Origin of the sequence: Streptomyces sp. 7N604 (genome assembly GCF_052245475.1) — a bacterium.
Classification (GTDB): Bacteria; Actinomycetota; Actinomycetes; order Streptomycetales; family Streptomycetaceae; genus Streptomyces.
Window position 1 is genome coordinate 141,484 of the sequence record NZ_JBQQBX010000011.1, and the last position, 18,304, is coordinate 159,787.

Here is an 18,304-nt window from a genome sequence, read left to right on the forward strand (position 1 = left end):
CTCCATTGGGGACGGATCTTGCTCAGGTCCCCCCGAGTAAGGGGACCGGCTTCAGGGCCGCCGTGGCGGCGGGAGGAAGGGCAGGTGCACGGGCTGGTCGTGCAGCGCGCTGCCCAGTGCGAGCAGGCAGCCGGCTGTGCCGGTGCTGAGGTCCATGGACAGGCGCATCATCTGCTCGCCGGCGAAGGCGAGATGCCCCTGGTAGGGGATCGCGCCCCACGAGAGTGAGTCGATCTGGCGGCGCAGATCGGCGGCGTGGGTGCCCGGGCCTCCGGTCGTGGTGCGGCTCAAGTGCAGCACCATGCCCGCGGCACCGCGGAACAGGCCGGGCTGGGCATAGAACTTGGCCTGCGCCGCCTGAACGATTTCGCCCCTGGCCTTCTCGAAATCTTCGTCGGTGCGGTGGACGAGGTAGTCGTCGAGCACCATGCCGATGCCGACGCTGCCGGCGCCCAGGTAGGGCATGGTCCGCCAGCCCTCGTCGACCTGGAGGGCTCCTCCCACGCTTCGTACACAACGGGCCAGGTCGCGGCGGAGCGCGTCGGCGGCCAGGTCCAGCAGGGCGTGGTCGCCGGTCGCCTCGTACAGGCGCAGGTGGAGCAGCGCCGTTCCGGTGCCTCCGTGGAGGAGTCCGGCCCGCGGGGTCCCGGCGCCGACTTGCCCGGGTGAGGGAGCGCCGGCCTTGTCGGCCGCGAGTCGTGCGCACTGGAGCGCCTTGTCGCGCAGGGCACTCTCGCCCGTGGAGGTGGCCAGGGAATCGAGGGCCAGGCCGAGTCCGGCCAGTCCGCTGTGCAGGTCGGGGGCCATGTCCTCCCAGCTCTGGGAGGTGATCGTGTCGACGAGGTCCAGGGCGCGTTCGCGGTGCCCGAGCCGGTCCAGGACCCAGGCGATGCCGGACAGGCCGTCATAGAAACCCAGTGGGCTGCCGGAAGCGGGGGTCTTCGCGGCCCTCAGCAGCCATTCTTCCGCCTCCGGAGCCGGTTCGGCGCCCGTCTCGGCCATGGCGTAGAGGACGCCGGCCGCTCCGTAGGCGAAGCATGCGCCGCCGACCGGCATGAACTGGGCTATGTCTCCGGGGAAGATACGATCCTCCCGTTCCGGAGAGGCGGAGGCCAGGATCGCCCGGACCATGGAGTCGCGGCTGCGTGGCCAGTCGGCGAGCTCCACGGGTAAGTAGGGATCCGCTGCGCCGCGGGTCCTGCCCCCTGGCAGGTCCGCGCCACGATGGCCGCGAAGGATCTCGGCGACCGCTTCCTGGAGGAAATCGCGCGGCACCGGAAACTGCTCGGCGGCGATCTCCGCCACATGCGCGGCTTTCGCCCGGTCCACGGCGAACAGACTGGTGAGGGGCAGGAACAAGGCCAGGCGCAGGCACGCCAGGGCGTACCGGTCGACGTCGAAGCCTTTGCGGTCGGCAGGTGCGACGAACCCTGGATTGGCGATCACCTGACGCCGGTTCACGTCATCGACCGCGGCGGCCTCGAAGTCCAGCAGCACCACCGAGCGTTCGTCCTCGGACAGCATGATGTTGAAAAGGTGCAGGTCGTTGAAGGCCACGCCCCGCGCGTGGATCGCCGATACGGCGTCCTCCACCAGGCGGTGCACCCGCATAGCCCACTGGGTGTACTCGGCGAGCCGCTCCGGGCTGGGATCCGCTTCGATCAGCGGGTGCCGGTGTGCGAAGAAGCTGTTGAGCGGGCGGCCCTCGATGAACTCCATGACGAGGAAGGAGTGGTCGCCCAGGGTGAACCAGTCGCGCACCTCGGGGGTGCAGCCGAGCCCGGACAGCCGCCGCAGTGCGTCCCTCTCGCGCTCCAGCCGGGTCACCGCGTCGGCCTCGTCCGCGGCCAGGCCGGCGTGTGGCCGGGCCTCCTTCAGGACCACTTGCTCATCGGTGCGCAGGTCCCGGCCGACGAACACGCCGCCGCCGTTGGAGAAATGCAGCGCGCGCTCGAACCGGTACGGGATGTCGTTGAGCGTGGTGGCGGAGCGGGCGGCCAGATGCGGTTCGAGAAACGCGGGGAGGGTGACCCAGTCCGGGACGTGGAACGTCGGGTCCCTCCGGTCGGGGACAAGCCGTCCATGGTTGTCCTCGACCGCGGGGCACAGCTCACCCCGGTCGTCGTAACAGTGCCGCTCTGTGAAGCTGCCGTAGCGCACATGGACCGGACCCGCGCCCCAGCGTAAGTCGCTGAGTATGTACGGACCGGGCTCGCCTCCGAGCAGACGGTCCAGGTCTTCGGCAATGGTGCGGCACTGGTCGTCGTCGGCGGGGTAGACGGTGAGGAACTTCCCACTGGCGGCGCGGTCGGCGTATTTGGCGTTGCGGGTGTGCAGCAAATAGCGGCTCGGCATGCACTTGAAGGCGACGGATCGAGGGACGCAGTAGTCCCAGACCTGGGCGAGCACCTTCTCCGCGTTGTCCAGGCAGGCCGAAACGTGGATCTTCCACCCCTGGCTGGGCAGGGCACTGTCGAGCGGTCGGAACGCCAGCCAGTCGCCCGACCGGTGGCGCTGCCAGCCGTCCGGAAGCTCGCGCCGCACGGCCTCGTAGAGAGCGGCAGAACCGCTGCGTTCCTCGTGCGACCGATGCGGAGCGTCGTAGAACTGCCGGTCCGCGTCGCAGAAGACGGCGTACCCCTTGTTCATCGCACTCCTTCGGCCGGTGTCGTTCAGACGTTTTCACGTCACCAGCGTTTGCAACAGTTGCGATTGTCATGAACCACCCGTGAAGAAATCCATGGGTGGCAGAGAGGTGCAGCACAGCAGTGATCCACTGCAACCCCTGTCGCATCAAGGGCCCTGCGCATCAAGGGCGCGTGCGAACCACGCCAGGTGCAGCGTCAGACCGACGGTGCCGCGGGCCGGGCCGGCGAGCTCCGAGAGCTCGGTGGGGAGCCGCCGGGCGAACGCGGTGCGGCGGAGCTCGGAGACGGTGGTGTCCGGGTGCGAGAACACCAGGGGATGGGGCGGTGAGCCCCCCGAACCATCGCCTGCTCGTTGGGTAGGCGCTCACCCGGCGCGAGTGCGACGTCCTCTCGCTGGTCGCGGCGGGATTCACCAACGCAGAGATGCCGACGCCCTCCGCGTGCCGACAGGGACCGTGAAGTCCCATGTCAACGTCCTGCTCGGCACGTTGGGCCCGTTGGAGCGAGCCCCAGCCCTCACCGCCTTGCGGGCCCTCCGCGACGCCATCCGAGTCGCAACCTGTGCTGCCCCGCGCCCGCGAGCAGGGCGACACAGCACAGGACCGCGACGGGATGGCGTGCGGACGTGGTGATTTCCCGTGGTGCGAGAGTCACACACGAAGGGACGTACGAGGTTTCGGGCGAGAGGTCAGTTGCCCAGGACCGAGCCGAACTCGCTGTTCTGGTAGGCGAATCCGAAGGGCTTCTCACTGAACGAGGTGGCGTTGGTCGCCGTCAGGCCGGCCGCCGAGCCGCGCAGCACCCAGTCGGCTCCGTCGCGCGTCGATCCGGAGAAGACGTCCTCGCCCTTCGCAGCGACCGCGACGTCCTCCATGCCGTTGCCGTCGACGTCGGCGATCCGCACGCCGGAGCCGAACCAGTCGTACGCCTCCGAGGCCCCGGGCACACCACTGGTGGCCTGGTGGAATGCCTGGGCACCGGTGCCGGTTAGGCCGGTGGCCGTGCCCTTGAGCAGGACTGCCTCGCCGGTTTGCGTCACGCCACTGACGGTCTCGCCCGGCACTCCGACCGCGACATCCGCGTATCCGTCGCCCGTGACATCGCCGACCGCGACCGACGCGCCGAAGTTGTCGCCGGACTCGTTCACGCCCGGGACGCCCGAGGTGCCCTGGTCCAGGTTGGCGGTGCGGTGGGCGCCGAGGCCGTCCGCACTGCCGAAGCGGACATGGACGAAGCCCGCGGCGTCCGAGTATTCGCCTGCCGTGCTCGACGACTCCGGGATGTGGCCGGTGACCAGGTCGGTGTACCCGTCGTGGTCGATGTCCCCGGCGGCAGCCGAGACGGTGGGTGCCTCGTTCTCACCGGCGGAGCCGGCGCCCGGGTCGGCGACGGCAACCCAGTCGAGCCGCTCGGCGCCCCAGCTGTAGAGGGCGGTGTGCTGGCAGTCCGTGGTGCCGTCGCAGCTCTTGGGGCCCGTGATGGCGAGCTGGGCGCGCCCGGCGCCGGTGAAGTCGCCCGCGGTCAGGGTGCGGGGTTCGATGTAGGCGTTGAAGTACTCGGAGTACTTCGGGCCGTCCGGGGCGGTGCGGCCAGCGAGGTCGTCGTACACCCACAGCTTGTTGCGGCTGAGGGCGGCGAGTTGCGGGGTGCCGTCGCCGTCCAGGTCGGCAATCTCGACCTTCTTGCCAAAGTCCTTCTCGGCCTCCCAGGCGCTGTCGGCGAGCGGGCTGGCGATCTGGATGCCGCCGTTGGCCAGGCCGCCCGCGCCGCCCCACAGGACGGTGAGGGCGCCGAAGGACCCGCCGGAGCCCACCTGATCACCGGGCGCGCCGACGACGAGGTCGGTATAGCCGTCGGCGTCGAGGTCGCCGGTGGTGTAGGTGCTGCCGAAGCGGTCGCCGGTTTCGGCGGCGTCGGGGACGCCAGAGGAGTTCTGGGTGACGGTCGCCGAACGGGCGGGGGATGCCCCGTCGGCGGAGCCGTAGAGGACGGTGACCGAGCCGGCGTCGGTGTATCCGCCGACGGGGGCTCCGGGGGTGGCCACGACGAGGTCGGCGACCCCGTCGCCGTTGAAGTCATCGGCCGTGGCGGTGACGGCGCTCGCCTTGGGGGCGAGGGTCAGGGACAGGCCCGCGGACGCCGCGGCGGCGACGGTCACGGCAACGGCCAAAGTACGTACGCGCAAAACTGCTCCAGTCTCAGGGGACGGAAGTGGAGCGTGGGGCTCCGCCCATACGACACCGTGAGTGCGCGGATGGTTGTACGTGGGCAGCCAAATATTGGATCTGTCGCCCTCGGAGTCGGCTGCCCGCGCGAACTTCACGGCGGGTCTCCGGCGAGATCACCATAGAGTCGCGCCCTCCGCGTGCCCCATGTCGTGGGAGCAAAGGCGTTACGCAGCGCCCTGGCAGCGAGGTCGGTCCAGGTAACAAAAGCCCCGGGCCGCTGGCCTGGGGCTGTCAGGTGGAGCGGGTGACGGGAATCGAACGAGGACGGACGTGCCTGAACGAGACGGAAACTGAGACGGGCATTGCATCCGGCTGTCAGCTAGCGGAAGCGCGCTTCGTCACGTTCAACGTGGAAGCCCGGCTTGGCTCAACAGCTCGGCGACGTGGTCAGGCGACAACCGGTAGACGTCGAGCGATACTGCGTTGGCGCCGACGCGCGCAATGGGACCGGTTGTGATGCACTAGACGAGTAGGACCGTGCATCGTCCCTAAGAGATGCATGAGGAATGAGTGGACGAAGTGGCCTGCAACGGTCCCTTCGGGACCTCTTGCTGTGGTCGCCGTGCACCGCCTCCACTGGAGCGGAGGTACTCATGACCGGCCGCGTAGGCAAAGCCAGGAACATTCTTCTAGTGTGGCTCATCTGGCCGTTGATCACTTTGGGCATCTATCACCTGGTCTGGTACTTCAAGGTGAACCGTGAAGCTCGTGACTTCGATGGGCGTATCGAGGTCAAACCAGGGCTGGCTGTTCTGGCCATCGCCGTAGGTTGGCTAGTGATCGTGCCCCCGTTCGTGTCGGTTTACAACACGGGTGAGCGAATTGCGCGAATGCAACGTACAGCCGGGATGCAACCCACCTGTAATCCGTGGATCGGGATCATTCTCATGTTTATCCTCGGCCTGTACCCGCTGTACTACCAGCAAGAAATGAACCGCATCTGGGCCCAGTACGAGCACCTCGAAGAGGGCGAGCGCGTCCCCTTGGCCACCTGATCGGGTACGCCGCGCCGCGCCAAGCCCATAGGGATGAACTAGCGCTATCAGCCCTGCCCACCGCTCTCCTCACTGACAGCACTATCTCCGCTTGCTAGCGCCTTCACGCGATGACCTGACACCGGGGAGGACGTCGACCGCGACGACGCTGCCGATGCACTCGCTCTCTGTGAGGCCTTGCTCGACTTCATATACGTACCGACGATCCGATACGAAGAGCTCGTGCGGCGGCGGAAGCCTTCTTCCTGATCCCACAAGTCTGTTGGGGCAAATCTCGGGGGGAATCTTCGGTGTCGTTCACGTAGGTAGGAGGCCTGGCCGTCTCCGGGCCGTCGGACGCCGCTCGGTAGTGGCCAACGATGACCAATGACGGCCAGGTAGCCGCCGCACATCATGAAGTAGGGAAAGGTCTACCGCGCTTGTGCGAGGTGCTGGTGTCCGTCACCAGAGCGGTGTGCCTGCTCCGCGGCCGGAGCCGGAACGGGTTGCGGCACTTCCCGTACTTCGCTGGCCGACGCAACCCGGTGCGGTGGGGGCAGGTGGTCAGATGCCGAACTCCTGCGGGGACAGGCCGAGCACCGAGCACGCCTCTCGCAGGACCTGCTCCTCGGCTGGCGCGACGAATCCGTCCGCCCCGGCGACGACGAAGCCGGTCTGCACGACCGCCCTGGCCTCGGTCGGCTTCTTCGCCGCCTTGGCGATCTCCTGCATGACCTCCGCCTTGCCCTGCTGGAAGTTGAACGCCAGCTGGTCGACGTGCTTGTTGAACCGCTGCCGCAGTTGGTCGGACGGGAAGTTCTGCAGGACGTCGTTGTTCAGGATCAGCGACTCCACATGCTGCCGCTCGGCCGGATCGACATGCCCGTCGGCGGCCGCGACCAGGGCGCACATAGCCATGCTGGCGTCCCGGTAGGCGCCGCTCTTCAGCTCCGCCTTGAGGGAGGTGAGCTGGGACTTGAGCATGTTCACCAGCTGAGCCCGCGATCCGCCGGAGGACCCCGAACCCGGCCGCCCGTGTCCACCAGAGCCCCGCGTCCCCTGCGACTGCTGCTGCAGATTCTTGGCCTGCTCCTTGATCCGATCCCACATCGCCACTCGTGTCACCTCGGCTTCTGCCAATGTCGTTCCGGCCGTCCGCGTGCTTTCCGCCCGTCCTCCTGCCAACGCCTCCCGGCCCCCGGAAGTTCCGCGGTCGGCCTGTCGGCGCCCGGTGCGCTAAGGACAGACGTCAAGCATCACCCGACACCGAGGTAGTCCAGGGCGTCTCCGAAGTGCCTTTGCTGCGCGTGCTCGACGAGGGCAGGATGGAGAAGGATGGCGTTCAGGTCCTCACGACATATGGCCGCACGCCAGCCGTCGAAGTCACTGTCAAAAATGCACCTAGTCGCGCCGGAGATGTTCTGGTTGATGTGAACCGCTCGGTCAGGGAAATTCCTCAGAAGTCGAAGTACATCAGCCTCAACGACGCTCTCTGAGCTCGATCCACTGGTCGGCTTCCGATGTGATCTGGGGAAAATCCAGTCCGCTACTCGCACTGGAGCCGGTCCGGCGCCGGGCGGGGCCGTCCATCGGCTGCAGATCGTGGCGGGCACCTTGATCGCGCTGCGCGACCGGCGCGTGGCCGCCTCCAGCCGTAACTACCGGTTTTCGGCCAATGTGCAAGTCATCGTGGACACGGATACGCGTCTGGTGGTGGCCGCGGCCCGCCCAGTGCCCGGCACCACCGCCGATGCAAGGGCTGGCGCGACTTCGGCCTGGCCGGGCACTGCCACGGGGGTGACCCTGCTTGGCGACGGCGCGTACATCGACACCCGACTGGTCGTGCCGCACCGCAAACTCCCCGGCCGGCCCCTTCTCAAGGGCGAGGAGGAGAACAACGCCGACCACGACTGGGCTCTTTTGAGCCGGTGGTTGGACATCTTGCGTTTCACTATGCGGGGCTGGCTGCGGAGTCGGCGCGGCGGCAGTAGCCGTGCCAGGAGGTCGTCACGGAGCGGGTTCAGTGCGGTGACCAGCTGTTCAGGGGGAAAGATCCCTGGCGATGCGGTGACGCTGCGGCGGGCAGCCCGCAGGGTGTCGGTGAAGGAGAGCCGGTCGGTATCGACTCCGCGTAAGGCGGCGGTTCTGCACATCAGGACGCGCAGTGCGTGGGTGGACCAGCAGATGCGCCCAGATCTGCTGACGGACCCGTCCGGGGTCTTGCTGGACAAGCGCCACCTTCGGCCCGCGCTGATGGGTCTTGATCTCCCCGAGAACGGACTCGATCTCCCACCGCTGGTGATAGAGCGCGGCCAGCTCGGCAGCGGGATGGGCCAGGGTCGAGCAGGTCGGTCACCAGCTGCCTCGGCGCCGGGGACGCCGTGGAGCCGGTAGGCGATTACCCGGACCCGTACGGGGTCGCGTTTCTTGCTGTCGGTGCCCGCGTGGATGCGGGACAGCCAGGAGCCGTCCGGCAGTCGCTGGGTCACCGGCAGCACCTGGTTGGGCGGCACCCGCCACAGCAGGTGGGCACCGGTGGCGGTGAAGGCCCGCCACAGCGGGACGCCGAGGAACTCCCGGTCAGCGAGCACCAGCATGCCCGGGCCAGTGGAACGCACCGGGCGGGCGGACAAGGTCAGCTCACCGACCCGGCAGCCCTCCAGCTCTGCATCCAGCACCGCATGCGTGCCGCACTCCACCAGCGCGGCCATCCGGGAACGCCGCCTTCTCCGGGCCACGGCTGGTCACCGGACTGCCGAACTCCTTCTCATTCGCCGGGCTATCGGCCGCATCCCAGCACGTGCCGTCCACCGCCACCAGCCGCAGCCCACGCCAGAACGCACCCGGCGCCCCAGCGTCCGCGAGCGGCCTCGCGGTGGAGCGAACATCACCCGCAGCGGCTCCGACCCCAGCCGATTCCTCGCCCGAAACAGCGCGGACTTCGCCGGGATCCGCCACGACCCCACAAACCGGCGCCGCGCAGGCGCTCAACCAGGTGCCGCAGCACCTCCAGATACGGAGCCGGCGAGAACAACGCAAGGCCCAGGACGAAATACACCACCAGGCGAGCGGGCAGCAGCCGTCTGCGCTGTTCGGTCCGGCCGCACGCAGCGACCACCCGGTCCACCAGGCCTGGTGGATACACCCAGGTCAGTAACCCAAGACCCGATAACTCCGCACACCCTCAGCCACCGGCACCACCCCCGAGACGGTCCCAGCAGACTACGCCCCGAACTAACTCAACGGCATTGGGCCTACGACGTCCCTTACCTGCGGAAATGGTTACGGGGTAAGCGCATCGGGGTGCGCATCGCCCGCAAAGGCATCGAGTCCAGCGAACGTCCGGGACGCCGCAGGTGAGTCATCGAACGCACGGTGTCCTGGCTGACCGGCTACCGCAGACTCAACCACCGCTACGAACGCCACCCCCGCAACTATCTGGCCTTTCTCGGCCTCGCCGCTGCGCTGTGCTGCTACAAACGGCTCCTCAAACTCACCACATAGAACACGGTCTAAAGGGCACGGATGGGGCACGACGCGGAGAAGGTGACGGGATACCGGTGGTGGGTCAGCGGGGAGAGTGTTCTTCGAGCTGAGCAGCGGGATGGGGCACCGCTGTCGTTGCATGCCGCAAGCAGTCATTGAGAGTCATCGTGCTCTTCGGCTGCGGCGCGGCGGAACTCTGCGTTGATGCGCTGAGCTTCCTCGAGCTGGTCCTCGAGGATGACGATGCGGCAGGCGGCCTCGACGGGCGTGCCCTGGTCGACGAGTTCGCGGGCGCGGGCGGCGATCCGCAATTGGTAGCGGGAGTACCGGCGGTGCCCGCCCTCCGAGCGGAGCGGGGTGATAAGGCGGGCCTCACCGATGGCGCGGAGGAAGCCGGGGGTGGTACCGAGCATCTCGGCTGCCCGTCCCATGGTGTACGCAGGGTAGTCGTCGTCGTCCAGACGACCACTGAGCGGACTGTCTGCTGTCATTCTCACCTCGTTGTGCAACGCGTCGAGGGGCCCTGGTGCCGTACGCACCAGGGCCCTGAAGGAAATTCAACACCATCCGTCGGCCCTACTGCTGTGCCGACCTTCTGTTTCCGCTACGCAGCCCGGGAAAGGGCGGGAGTGCGGGGATCGCGGATGCGTGACCGTGGACCACCTTCCATTCCGGGGTCTTGCGGTACCCGAGCGGAATCGTCCTTGCCCGGGCGATCCTGATGGCGTCTGCTTCCTCCGTTCTTCGCTGAGTCATCCACTTGCCAGCGATCGTGGGTACTGCTGGTACTGCTGGTGCTGCTCGTTACTGCGGTACCGGGTACCGACTGGTGATTCGAACTGCTGGTGTTGCTGTCGGCCGCCCCTTGGCCTGCGGGCTGCCCGGTGCGGCTGCCAGTCCCGTCACCGTCCTGCGAACAACCTGGCTTCGGAACTCCGCAGCCGCACCGACCTGCGAACTTCAGTGTTGCTACGCGCCAGTTCGTGTCTGGCGGGTCTTGTTTGACTGCGTCTACGAGAGAAACCTTAACCATGCGATCGCCCAATGTCTACTCCGGCGAGCATAGATTTTGGAGTGCTCGGGGCCGAGGTTTTGGAGTGCTTGGGGCCGAGGTAATCTGCGGCCCTCAACGGCAGGCATGGTCCCGGTCACCCGGTCACCCGGTCGGCTCAGGGGCTGCACCTCGGCAGGAAGCGTCGGCACGTCCGCCGATGCGTCCAGTGGGGCCCAGCCCAGCCGGCCGGGCCGAGGAATAGAATCGGCTCTCATGTCGAACGCTGACGAACTACTCGTTGACGTCGCTGCCATGGTGGAGTCCGAGCAGAGCACTCAGATGTCCCTGACTGTGGCCACCGGCGGCGCTGTCATCACCGGACGGTTGGCTCCCGAAGCCGTGTGGAGGCAGCGTGTGTCGGAGATCCTGAGGGACTCGGACCGCCTCGGCCCGTTCTCCGGTGTCTTCACCCCCGACGAGACGCAGGACCGGCCTGACCGCGGCGAGCTGCCCACGCATCTGCACTTTCACGTCGCCCGGATCCTGCAAGGCAGCATGGGGATCCCCGAGACGGGCGGGATGTACCGCGTCGCGATCAAGGACGTCAGCGGCTGGACCGTTGGCGACTTCAGCTACTCCGACCAATGAGTCACCGTTACTGGACCCTGGCCGTCCCGGGAGGTGCTGTCTTGTCAACCGGACGCTGAACGCATTGAGGGCTCGACCGGCGCGCGCCGGTCGAGCCCTCAATGCTGTCCTGGTCTCGGCTTTCTCCGGGCCCGTCGGTTACATGGGCGCGGGCGTGCCGAGCTGAGCCGACGCTTCCTGAAGCGGAGTGAGGACGCGCGCGGGTGAGGCTGCGGGGAGGGCACGGCACGTGAAGCCGAGACGGGTCATGGCCCTGATGACTTCGCCGGCGGTGAAGTCGCGACGGTCCTGCCCAGTGATGACATGGCCTACTTGCTTTGCGGGGTAATGGCGGCGGCCGATGATCACGGACTCACCCGTGATGGGCTCGGGCTTGACGCCCTTCATCGACGCCAGCACCCCGCTCTTGGACAGGTCGAAGGGGAAACGGGCGATGACGCAGCGCATGGTGCCTCACAGGTAGAGGGAGAAAGGTCTGACCGGGGGGAGGCGGATCACGTGAGAGGGTGAGAGCGCCACGCGCAGCCGTGCTCGTCGACGACGGGCAAGGCCCCGAGTTGCCGGTACGGCATCGCGTGCTCCGCTTCGGCAATCATGGTCACGGGCGAGGTGAACGTCCGCTGCCGTCGAGGATGTCCCGCAGACGGACCCGATCCGTATAAGCGGAGCTGTCGCGGACGACGGTGAGCTGGGCCTGAGTGATCAGGCCCGTGCGCCGGCTGTCCTCGTCACAGACGAGCAGGTGCCCAGAACGGGCACCGGCCATGACGGACAAGGCCACCTCTACGGTCATGTCGTCCCAGACCTGCGGTCCGGACGCGTCCATGGCGTCGACCACAGCCTTGGTGGCGAAATCCGCCGGGCGGGCCTGCATCTGAACCAGCGTCAAAAGACGCCTCCGGTGGAGATGGGTACGAGTCCTGATCACGAAAGTTTCTAGGCTGCCGGGTCAAGGGCGGACTGCCGCTGAGCTGTGCGGCGCGCCGCCTGGCCGGTCCGGCGGTCCTTAGCGGTACGGCTGCGCCGACCTCGAGAGGTGGAGGCGCTGCGCCTGGGGCGCTCAACCACCGGTGCGGTGACGACGACCGGGACGCCCGACGGAGTTTGCGCGCCGGTGATGCGGCCCAGTTCGGCCTCCCCCGAGCGGACCTGGGTGGTCTGAGGGCGGATCCCGGCATCCGACATGAGACGGACCATGCCGCGGCGCTGGCCGGGCGTAACCAGGGTGACGACGAGACCGGACTCGCCCGCGCGGGCCGTGCGGCCTCCCCGGTGGAGGTAGTCCTTGTGATCACTGGGCGGGTCCACGTTGACCACCAGGTCGAGGTTGTCGACATGGATCCCGCGTGCCGCGACATTGGTCGCCACCAGCACCGTCACATGCCCCGTCTTGAACTGGGCCAAGGCCCGGGTGCGCTGCGGCTGCGACTTTCCACCGTGCAGTGCGGCGGCCCGTACACCGCTGTTCAGCAGGTGGCTGGTGAGTTGGTCGACGGCATGTTTGGTGTCCAGGAACATGATCAGCCGGCCCTCTCGCGCCGCGATTTCGGTCGTCGCCTGATGCTTGTCCGCGCCGTGCACATGGAGCACGTGATGCTCCATCGTGGTCACCGCACCCGCGGCCGGGTCAACGGAGTGGACCACCGGGTCGGTCAGGTACCGGCGGACCAGAAGGTCGACGTCGCGGTCCAAGGTGGCCGAGAACAGCATCCGCTGCCCTTCAGCACGCACCTGGTCCAGCAGCGCCGTGACTTGCGGCATGAAGCCCATGTCGGCCATCTGGTCGGCCTCGTCCAGGACGGTGATGCCGACCTGGTTCAGGCGACAGTCGCCCCGCTCGATGAGGTCCTTCAGCCGGCCTGGCGTCGCGACGACGATCTCCGCCCCACCGCGCAGCGCACCGGCCTGCTCGCCGATCGACATCCCACCCACCACCGTGGCCAGCCGCAGCTGCACAGAGCGGGCGTACGGAGTGAGCGCATCGGTGACCTGCTGTGCCAGCTCCCGGGTGGGTACCAGTACCAGCCCCAGCGGCTGCCGGGGCTCGGCTCGCCGGCCGGCCGTACGGGCCAGCAGCGGCAGGCCGAAGGCGAGCGTCTTGCCGGATCCGGTGCGACCGCGGCCGAGTACGTCACGCCCCGCGAGGGAGTTCGGCAGGGTCGCCGCCTGGATCGGGAACGGTACGCTCACGCCTTCGGCGACGAGCGCGGCCAGCAGCTGCCGGGGCATGTCGAGGTCGGCGAACGCCTCGACGGCGGGGAGCGCAGGGGTGGTCGTCGTTACCGGCAGGGCGAACTCCCCCTGCGGTGCAGCGAGGCGGCGCCCGTAACCATTCGAACGGCTCGGGGCACCGGAGCGGTTGGAGGCCGTCGGCCCAAGCGGCTGCCGCCCTTCCCGGAGCCGGAACTGCCGGTACGGGGTACGGGTACGGGTACGGGTGAAACGGTCGTTCGTACGTGTGCGGTTCATGCAGAACCTTCCTCGAAGCGGCACGTATCAAGGAATTCCTGCAGCAATGAGCAGCACAGGGAATCGCAAGAACGGACCAAAACAAATGCGAAAGCGGATATGTCCGGCGGGAAATGCTCACGGGGTGAGGCGCTGAAACGGGCGGCGCGCGATCCGGGTCGGAAAGGCCAGGGCTTCGAGTGGAAAGCTCTGACGGATTTGCGTCCGGAGCCTTGATGGAGCATCCGTCACACGGTGAGATCGCAGAATCCTCGGAATCCTGCCGCCGGTGAAATCGCCACGGCGTGACGGAGGCGCTGCGTCTTGAAACCCAACGAGTTGGGGCCCGCACCCCAAGCTGCGGGCCCCGGCTGCGAACTGCGCGCGTCAGCGTCAGGCGAGAACGATGTTCTCGGCCGTCGGGCCCTTCTGACCCTGCGCGATGTCGAAGCTCACCTTCTGGCCTTCCAGTAGCTCGCGGAAACCTTGGGCGGCGATGTTCGAGTAGTGGGCGAACACGTCAGCGCCGCCACCGTCCTGCTCGATGAAGCCGAAACCCTTGTCCGCGTTGAACCACTTCACGATGCCAGTAGCCATGTGTCACATCTCCTTCGGGGCAGTGCCCGGAGTCCGCACTGTGCGGAGTCCCGTCGCCGCGATGATTGCCCCGCCCGGAAAATGACCGGAAACAACAAAAGGCTCCCATTGACACGGAAAGCCAATGAGGGCACTCGAAGTTTTTGGGAACCACAACTGCAACTGTAGCCGATAATAGCACGGCGGGATGGCTGTGCACGGTAACTAATTACCCTCCGTCTGTTGCGTCAGAAACCTTTATCGCGCGTCGCGTCGATTTCTCACTTCACGGCAACAGATATTGGTCCGCCCGGAACACAGCGTTCCGCCAGGCGGGTCGGGCGGGCGTCAGGGATGCGATGAGCTTCGCTGGGCAAGAGGACCGGCAGGCCGCTGGCCGGGAGTTCTCTCGGGCTCGTGGACGATGTGGGTGAAGACGCGGAGTTTTTCGGCTGGTTGAGGAAGCTGACGGCCAGGCCAGGGCGCCGGGATGTGGTCCGAGTAGGCGCGTTGGCTACCACGGCTGCCAGGCAAGCCGTCCCTAGCCTCGCCAGCGGGGGATTCGAGGGCCGCCAGCGCAGCCCAACTGCTCTGCACGGAGACCAACAGAAGGAGGTGCGCCGGGATCGATGCCCGGGTACGAGCCGACCGAAGAAGGGCGCTGAGAAGGCGGCATGGAGCACTCTGTGCAAGAGGCTTAGCGCGGTCCAGAGCACAAGCAAGGCCAGGTCTGTGACCTGGCCTTTGTCGTAGAGCGGGTGACGGGAATCGAACCCGCGCTCTGAGCTTGGGAATCACTGGCTCGAACGGCCTGACTTCGGCTATGACCTGCGGAAAGAGCCGTTTGGCTCACCAGGGGAGGGACGGCAGGCTGACCGCTGTTGACCGTGGCTCCCCGCTCGTTCTGGCACGCATCTGGCACAGCCTGCGGAGGGTGGCCGGATTACGACGCTGGACCGTGCCGGTTCTGTACGGACGGGTGGGATGCCACTAAAGTGACACGGCCTCATAGCTTCTACGAAGAAGGGGAGGTGGAAGGCCGTGCTGATTTGCATGAACAGCTCGAACACGGGGCGCCCCGCACCGGGCCGCGTGAGCCGTAAGTGGCGGGAAGCTGCTGGAAGGGCCGGATCCTTCGCCTTCTCCGCTCCAGGGAGCATTTTCCTATCGTTGTGATTCGTCAAGTGCGCGCCCGGCCCGCGTGCGGGGAGGCGAGCGCGATGTTCCTCGATTTTCTTCAAGCCCTCGGTACGTTTCTTGGCGGCCTCGGCGCCCTCATCGCGGGCACGGCCCAACTCCTTGCCTTCTTGCAGAAGAAGGGCGAGGAGAGGGAGGCTGGTCACGGCAGCGACGATCCGAATGTCTGGATGATTCCCCCGGGGCTGGTCGCGTACCCGGCCGCAACAGCCTGACGCTACTCTTCGAAGGATGTCGCCTCGAAGAACGCGTCCCTCTGCCCGTCGGGTCCCGTTCCGGGGTCCCAAGAATTGCGGTGGGGAAGTGAAAAAACGGAGGGATGCGACCGCCCCTCCGTTTGTTCGTGGTGCCGACCATCAGCGGCATGCACGACCGACACCCGCTTTAGGAGTTCGAGCGAACCGTCTCCATGCCCGGTCGATCCGCCGCTAATGTGGCTGCGTCGGACTGCGCGGTGCCGTCGTTGTCCGCTGCCCTTGATGTCAGCGCAGTCGCAAAACCAGGCGCCAAAGCAGCGGTGGCTCCGTCACAGTGGCCACATGCCGAGGATTCGCGAGGATGAACTGTGGGCGCACAGGTGTCTTCAGGCTGCGCTGCCAGGTGTCGAAGTGCGCCCCCACGACGACGGCTCCCGACCGAGCATGCATGATTTCGACCTCGTGCGGGACGGACGTAGGTACGCGGCCCTGGAGGTCACGGCCGCAGCGGATGCAGAGTCGATCGCTCTCTGGAAGAGCATGACCCGTGGTGGTCGTTGGATCGAGGCAAGTCTGGCGGGAGGTTGGATCGTCGAGCTGCTACCAACGGCCCGAATGAACACCGTGAGGACCGAGCTTCCACAACTCCTAGCTCAGATGGAGCGGCTTACTTTCCGCACTCTGCGTGACGCGGACGGGGATGCCAGAAGTCAACTCATCAGCCAAGCGGAGCGGATGGGGGTCGTCTCCGCCTTCCAGTCACCCGCCACGGAGTTCCCGGGCAGCATCTACTGCCTTATCAGGCAGCCACCCGAAAAAGCCGGGGGTTGGGCGGCCCCCACGGGGGACGCGTTCGCTCACTGGGTCAGCGACTGGATAGGTGAGCCAAAGCAGGCAGACAATCTTGCGAAGCTACAGCGGTCAGGAGCGGACGAGCGGCACTTGTTCGTGATCCTGCCTGGGCACACAGTTGCTCCATTCGCAGCGTTTGACTTGCTGATTAGGCCCGCAGCACCCCTTCCCACAGTGGACCCTGCTCTCCCTCCTGAGGTAACGCACCTTTGGGCGATGAGCACCTGGGAGTCGGGAGTCGGCTTTGCTTGGTCGCCAGAGGCTGGCTGGAGCCGATTCCAGAAGATCCCCTGACGACGCTGCTACCTGACCAGGCCGGCCCCAGTACCTCTTCGTCCCGAAGCAACTTGGGTGGGTGCTCCACCTTGGGGTTGGGCGTCTCTCACCTGCGGCGACAGTCCATGAGTGTGCGCGGTTGTCCGCTGCTGTGCGCGGGTGTTGTAACGCAGTTAGACACTCACCCAGATGCGCCCCGGCTCTTAGAAGAGACTGGCTTGCTGCGCCGATGATCGGTCTGACCTGCACCTTTTGGATTCGGTGATCTCTAACCTAGCGAGCTTCGACGCGTATTCGACAGGACCGGTGATCATCAATCCCGCCACGGATCCGTGAGTCGGGGTGCTGCCCAAGCCTTGCCGCGCGGTCAGAGCGTCGACATGGCGGCGCGCTCGGTGTGGGCTCCAACTGGTGTAGGCACACGGCTGGCATCACCGCGAAGCGCTACTCAGGTGGAGGGTTGGCCCGATGCTGGGCGGCACCCTCGCCGAGTGCGCTCGCCCGCGCTGTGCCCGGCTGCACCCATGACCTGATCGCAGCCCGCACCCACGGCACCGTCCCGTCTGCGGCGAGCAGGGCGTCCAGGTTCCGACTCCCAAGGACTAGATTGGATCCCGCCAAGGTCTGTGCCGCGAGTTTGTCGACCGTGATTGACTGCCCGATCTGGCACGCACCTGGCACACGGCCTCGACCAGTCCGCTCACTAACTCGGTGGACGGACGAGTGATCAGCGGCCACCGTAAGACCATGGAACATAAGATCGATGTTGCTCCTGGTATCCGACTGTGGGTCGAGGAGCGCGGTGTCCCGACCGCCCCAGCACTGCTGCTCATCATGGGAGCCAACGCCTCCGGGCTGGCCTGGCCGGACTCCCTGCTCGACGCCTTAGGCCGTCATTACCGCGTCGTGCGCTACGACCACCGCGACACCGGGCGCTCAACCTGGGCCTTCGCCGAGAGTCCTTACGCACTCACCGACCTCGCCACCGATGCTGTAAAGATCCTTGACGCTCTCGGTATCAATCGCGCCCACGTGGTCGGCATGTCGATGGGCGGCATGCTGACGCAGCTACTGCTGCTCGACCACCCGGAGCGGCTGACGACGGCAACCTTCATCGGCACCACCCCCATGGACGGTGGCCCCGCCTCGTCCGAGACCGACCCCGTCTTGATGGCACTGTGGGAGACGATGTTCGAGCCGCGAGACCGTGACGCCGAGCTCGCTTGGCGTGTCCAGCACTGGCGCGTCCTCAACGGCGGTGAGTTGCCTTTCGACCCTGAGGAGTTCCGGCGCCGGGAAGAACGGATCATCGACCACGCCGGTCGCCACGACAATCCCGCGGCTCACGCCCGGGCCGACCAGGACGGCCTCAAGCGCGCTACGGAGCTGGCTGCGGTCACCACGCCGGCTCTCGTGATCGACTCCCCGGCCGACCCCATTGCCGGCACTGCCTGCGCCCGGCACCTCACGACGCTCCTGGGCAACGCTCGGCTTGTCACCGTCCCCGGACTGGGCCACGCCCTGTCGGACGCGGTCGTCCCGCAGCTGGCCGAGGTGCTCCTCAACCACATGGCGGCGCAGGAGACGGAGGCTCCGACCACCCTCCATTGAGAGCCGCCGTAAGGTGAAGGAGCACATGTCCGGGCTGCTGAAGCGGCGACGTCCTGACTGCCCCGCTTCACTCAAAGCATCGACGTCAATGCCCCCGCAGCAGTGAGTTGCGGGGGCGTTGGGGCTGGTGGGCAAGCACGGATTCGAACCGCCGACATCTGCTTTGTAA

The 18,304-nt window shown here is 66.9% G+C and carries 15 protein-coding genes and 3 pseudogenes; 7 read left to right on the forward strand and 11 right to left on the reverse strand.

The window, feature by feature from the left end:
- Positions 1–51 precede the first annotated feature (51 nt).
- The 3 genes from lanKC to ACTWP8_RS14325 form a co-directional block, all read right to left on the reverse strand.
- Entirely contained in the window at positions 52–2,649 is a 2,598-nt protein-coding gene (lanKC, locus tag ACTWP8_RS14315) for a class III lanthionine synthetase LanKC (RefSeq protein ID WP_443322519.1), read from the reverse strand.
- A 144-nt stretch (positions 2,650–2,793) separates the two neighbouring features.
- Entirely contained in the window at positions 2,794–2,958 is a 165-nt protein-coding gene (locus ACTWP8_RS14320) for a hypothetical protein (protein WP_443322520.1), read from the reverse strand.
- Positions 2,959–3,336: 378 nt separating this feature from the next.
- On the reverse strand, positions 3,337–4,806 hold the full coding sequence (locus tag ACTWP8_RS14325) for an FG-GAP repeat protein (RefSeq protein WP_443322521.1): 1,470 nt from the start codon (positions 4,804–4,806) through the stop codon (positions 3,337–3,339).
- A 663-nt stretch (positions 4,807–5,469) separates the two neighbouring features.
- Between ACTWP8_RS14325 and ACTWP8_RS14330 the strand changes: the two genes are divergently transcribed.
- A complete protein-coding gene (locus ACTWP8_RS14330) occupies positions 5,470–5,871 on the forward strand; it encodes a DUF4234 domain-containing protein (RefSeq protein WP_443322522.1) in 402 nt (133 codons plus the stop codon).
- A 543-nt stretch (positions 5,872–6,414) separates the two neighbouring features.
- Here ACTWP8_RS14330 and ACTWP8_RS14335 read toward each other — a convergent pair.
- The gene (locus ACTWP8_RS14335) at positions 6,415–6,966 is read right to left on the reverse strand and encodes a tellurite resistance TerB family protein (protein WP_443322523.1); all 552 of its coding nucleotides are present in this window, start codon (positions 6,964–6,966) and stop codon (positions 6,415–6,417) included.
- A 176-nt stretch (positions 6,967–7,142) separates the two neighbouring features.
- Here ACTWP8_RS14335 and ACTWP8_RS14340 point away from each other — a divergent pair, with 176 nt between their 5' ends.
- A complete protein-coding gene (locus ACTWP8_RS14340; RefSeq protein WP_443322524.1) occupies positions 7,143–7,346 on the forward strand; it encodes a hypothetical protein in 204 nt (67 codons plus the stop codon).
- A gap of 47 nt (positions 7,347–7,393) precedes the next feature.
- Positions 7,394–7,758: pseudogene (locus ACTWP8_RS14345) on the forward strand (IS5/IS1182 family transposase); the annotation flags it as partial.
- A gap of 836 nt (positions 7,759–8,594) precedes the next feature.
- Here ACTWP8_RS14345 and ACTWP8_RS14350 read toward each other — a convergent pair.
- Positions 8,595–8,816, reverse strand: coding sequence for a transposase domain-containing protein (locus ACTWP8_RS14350; RefSeq protein WP_443322525.1), 222 nt, complete (start codon positions 8,814–8,816; stop codon positions 8,595–8,597).
- Complete coding sequence (locus ACTWP8_RS14355) at positions 8,738–8,995, reverse strand: transposase domain-containing protein (RefSeq protein WP_443322526.1); 258 nt, start codon at positions 8,993–8,995, stop codon at positions 8,738–8,740. The genes ACTWP8_RS14350 and ACTWP8_RS14355 overlap by 79 nt, the downstream gene beginning before the upstream one ends.
- Between ACTWP8_RS14355 and ACTWP8_RS14360 the strand changes: the two are divergent.
- Positions 8,971–9,354, forward strand: a pseudogene (locus ACTWP8_RS14360) (IS5/IS1182 family transposase); the annotation flags it as partial. The gene ACTWP8_RS14355 and the pseudogene ACTWP8_RS14360 sit on opposite strands and share 25 nt — an antisense overlap.
- A 134-nt stretch (positions 9,355–9,488) precedes the next feature.
- Here the strand turns inward: ACTWP8_RS14360 and ACTWP8_RS14365 are convergent.
- Positions 9,489–9,827 carry a helix-turn-helix domain-containing protein gene (locus tag ACTWP8_RS14365; RefSeq protein WP_443322527.1) on the reverse strand — a complete coding sequence of 113 codons (339 nt, stop codon included), beginning with the start codon at positions 9,825–9,827 and terminating at the stop codon, positions 9,489–9,491.
- A 776-nt stretch (positions 9,828–10,603) separates the two neighbouring features.
- Here ACTWP8_RS14365 and ACTWP8_RS14370 point away from each other — a divergent pair.
- Complete coding sequence (locus ACTWP8_RS14370; RefSeq protein ID WP_443322528.1) at positions 10,604–10,978, forward strand: hypothetical protein; 375 nt, start codon at positions 10,604–10,606, stop codon at positions 10,976–10,978.
- A gap of 138 nt (positions 10,979–11,116) precedes the next feature.
- On the opposite strand, the gene ACTWP8_RS14375 is transcribed toward ACTWP8_RS14370, so the two are convergent.
- From ACTWP8_RS14375 to ACTWP8_RS14390, 4 genes and pseudogenes are all read right to left on the reverse strand, one after another.
- Positions 11,117–11,425 carry an SCO5918 family protein gene (locus ACTWP8_RS14375; RefSeq protein ID WP_443322529.1) on the reverse strand — a complete coding sequence of 103 codons (309 nt, stop codon included), beginning with the start codon at positions 11,423–11,425 and terminating at the stop codon, positions 11,117–11,119.
- Positions 11,426–11,474: 49 nt separating this feature from the next.
- Positions 11,475–11,867: pseudogene (locus ACTWP8_RS14380) on the reverse strand (CBS domain-containing protein); the annotation flags it as partial.
- A 47-nt stretch (positions 11,868–11,914) separates the two neighbouring features.
- A complete protein-coding gene (locus ACTWP8_RS14385) occupies positions 11,915–13,447 on the reverse strand; it encodes a DEAD/DEAH box helicase (protein WP_443322530.1) in 1,533 nt (510 codons plus the stop codon).
- Between the two features lie 372 nt (positions 13,448–13,819).
- Positions 13,820–14,023, reverse strand: coding sequence for a cold-shock protein (locus ACTWP8_RS14390; RefSeq protein ID WP_443322531.1), 204 nt, complete (start codon positions 14,021–14,023; stop codon positions 13,820–13,822).
- A 1,199-nt stretch (positions 14,024–15,222) separates the two neighbouring features.
- On the opposite strand from ACTWP8_RS14390, the gene ACTWP8_RS14395 reads away from it, so the two are divergent.
- Positions 15,223–15,414 (forward strand): hypothetical protein, encoded by a 192-nt coding sequence (locus tag ACTWP8_RS14395; RefSeq protein ID WP_443322532.1) that lies wholly within the window; start codon positions 15,223–15,225, stop codon positions 15,412–15,414.
- Positions 15,415–17,271: 1,857 nt separating this feature from the next.
- Positions 17,272–18,135, forward strand: coding sequence for an alpha/beta fold hydrolase (locus ACTWP8_RS14400; RefSeq protein WP_443322533.1), 864 nt, complete (start codon positions 17,272–17,274; stop codon positions 18,133–18,135).
- Positions 18,136–18,304 lie beyond the last annotated feature (169 nt).

What these genes read in the sequence shown, in the direction of transcription:
- lanKC (WP_443322519.1), bottom strand. Translation starts at nt 2,649, where the DNA reads ATGAACAAGGGGTACGCCGTCTTCTGCGACGCGGACCGGCAGTTCTAC.
- ACTWP8_RS14330 (WP_443322522.1), top strand. Translation starts at nt 5,470, where the DNA reads ATGACCGGCCGCGTAGGCAAAGCCAGGAACATTCTTCTAGTGTGGCTC.
- ACTWP8_RS14365 (WP_443322527.1), bottom strand. Translation starts at nt 9,827, where the DNA reads ATGACAGCAGACAGTCCGCTCAGTGGTCGTCTGGACGACGACGACTAC.
- ACTWP8_RS14370 (WP_443322528.1), top strand. Translation starts at nt 10,604, where the DNA reads ATGTCGAACGCTGACGAACTACTCGTTGACGTCGCTGCCATGGTGGAG.
- ACTWP8_RS14375 (WP_443322529.1), bottom strand. Translation starts at nt 11,425, where the DNA reads ATGCGCTGCGTCATCGCCCGTTTCCCCTTCGACCTGTCCAAGAGCGGG.
- ACTWP8_RS14385 (WP_443322530.1), bottom strand. Translation starts at nt 13,447, where the DNA reads ATGAACCGCACACGTACGAACGACCGTTTCACCCGTACCCGTACCCGT.
- ACTWP8_RS14390 (WP_443322531.1), bottom strand. Translation starts at nt 14,023, where the DNA reads ATGGCTACTGGCATCGTGAAGTGGTTCAACGCGGACAAGGGTTTCGGC.
- ACTWP8_RS14395 (WP_443322532.1), top strand. Translation starts at nt 15,223, where the DNA reads ATGTTCCTCGATTTTCTTCAAGCCCTCGGTACGTTTCTTGGCGGCCTC.
- ACTWP8_RS14400 (WP_443322533.1), top strand. Translation starts at nt 17,272, where the DNA reads ATGGAACATAAGATCGATGTTGCTCCTGGTATCCGACTGTGGGTCGAG.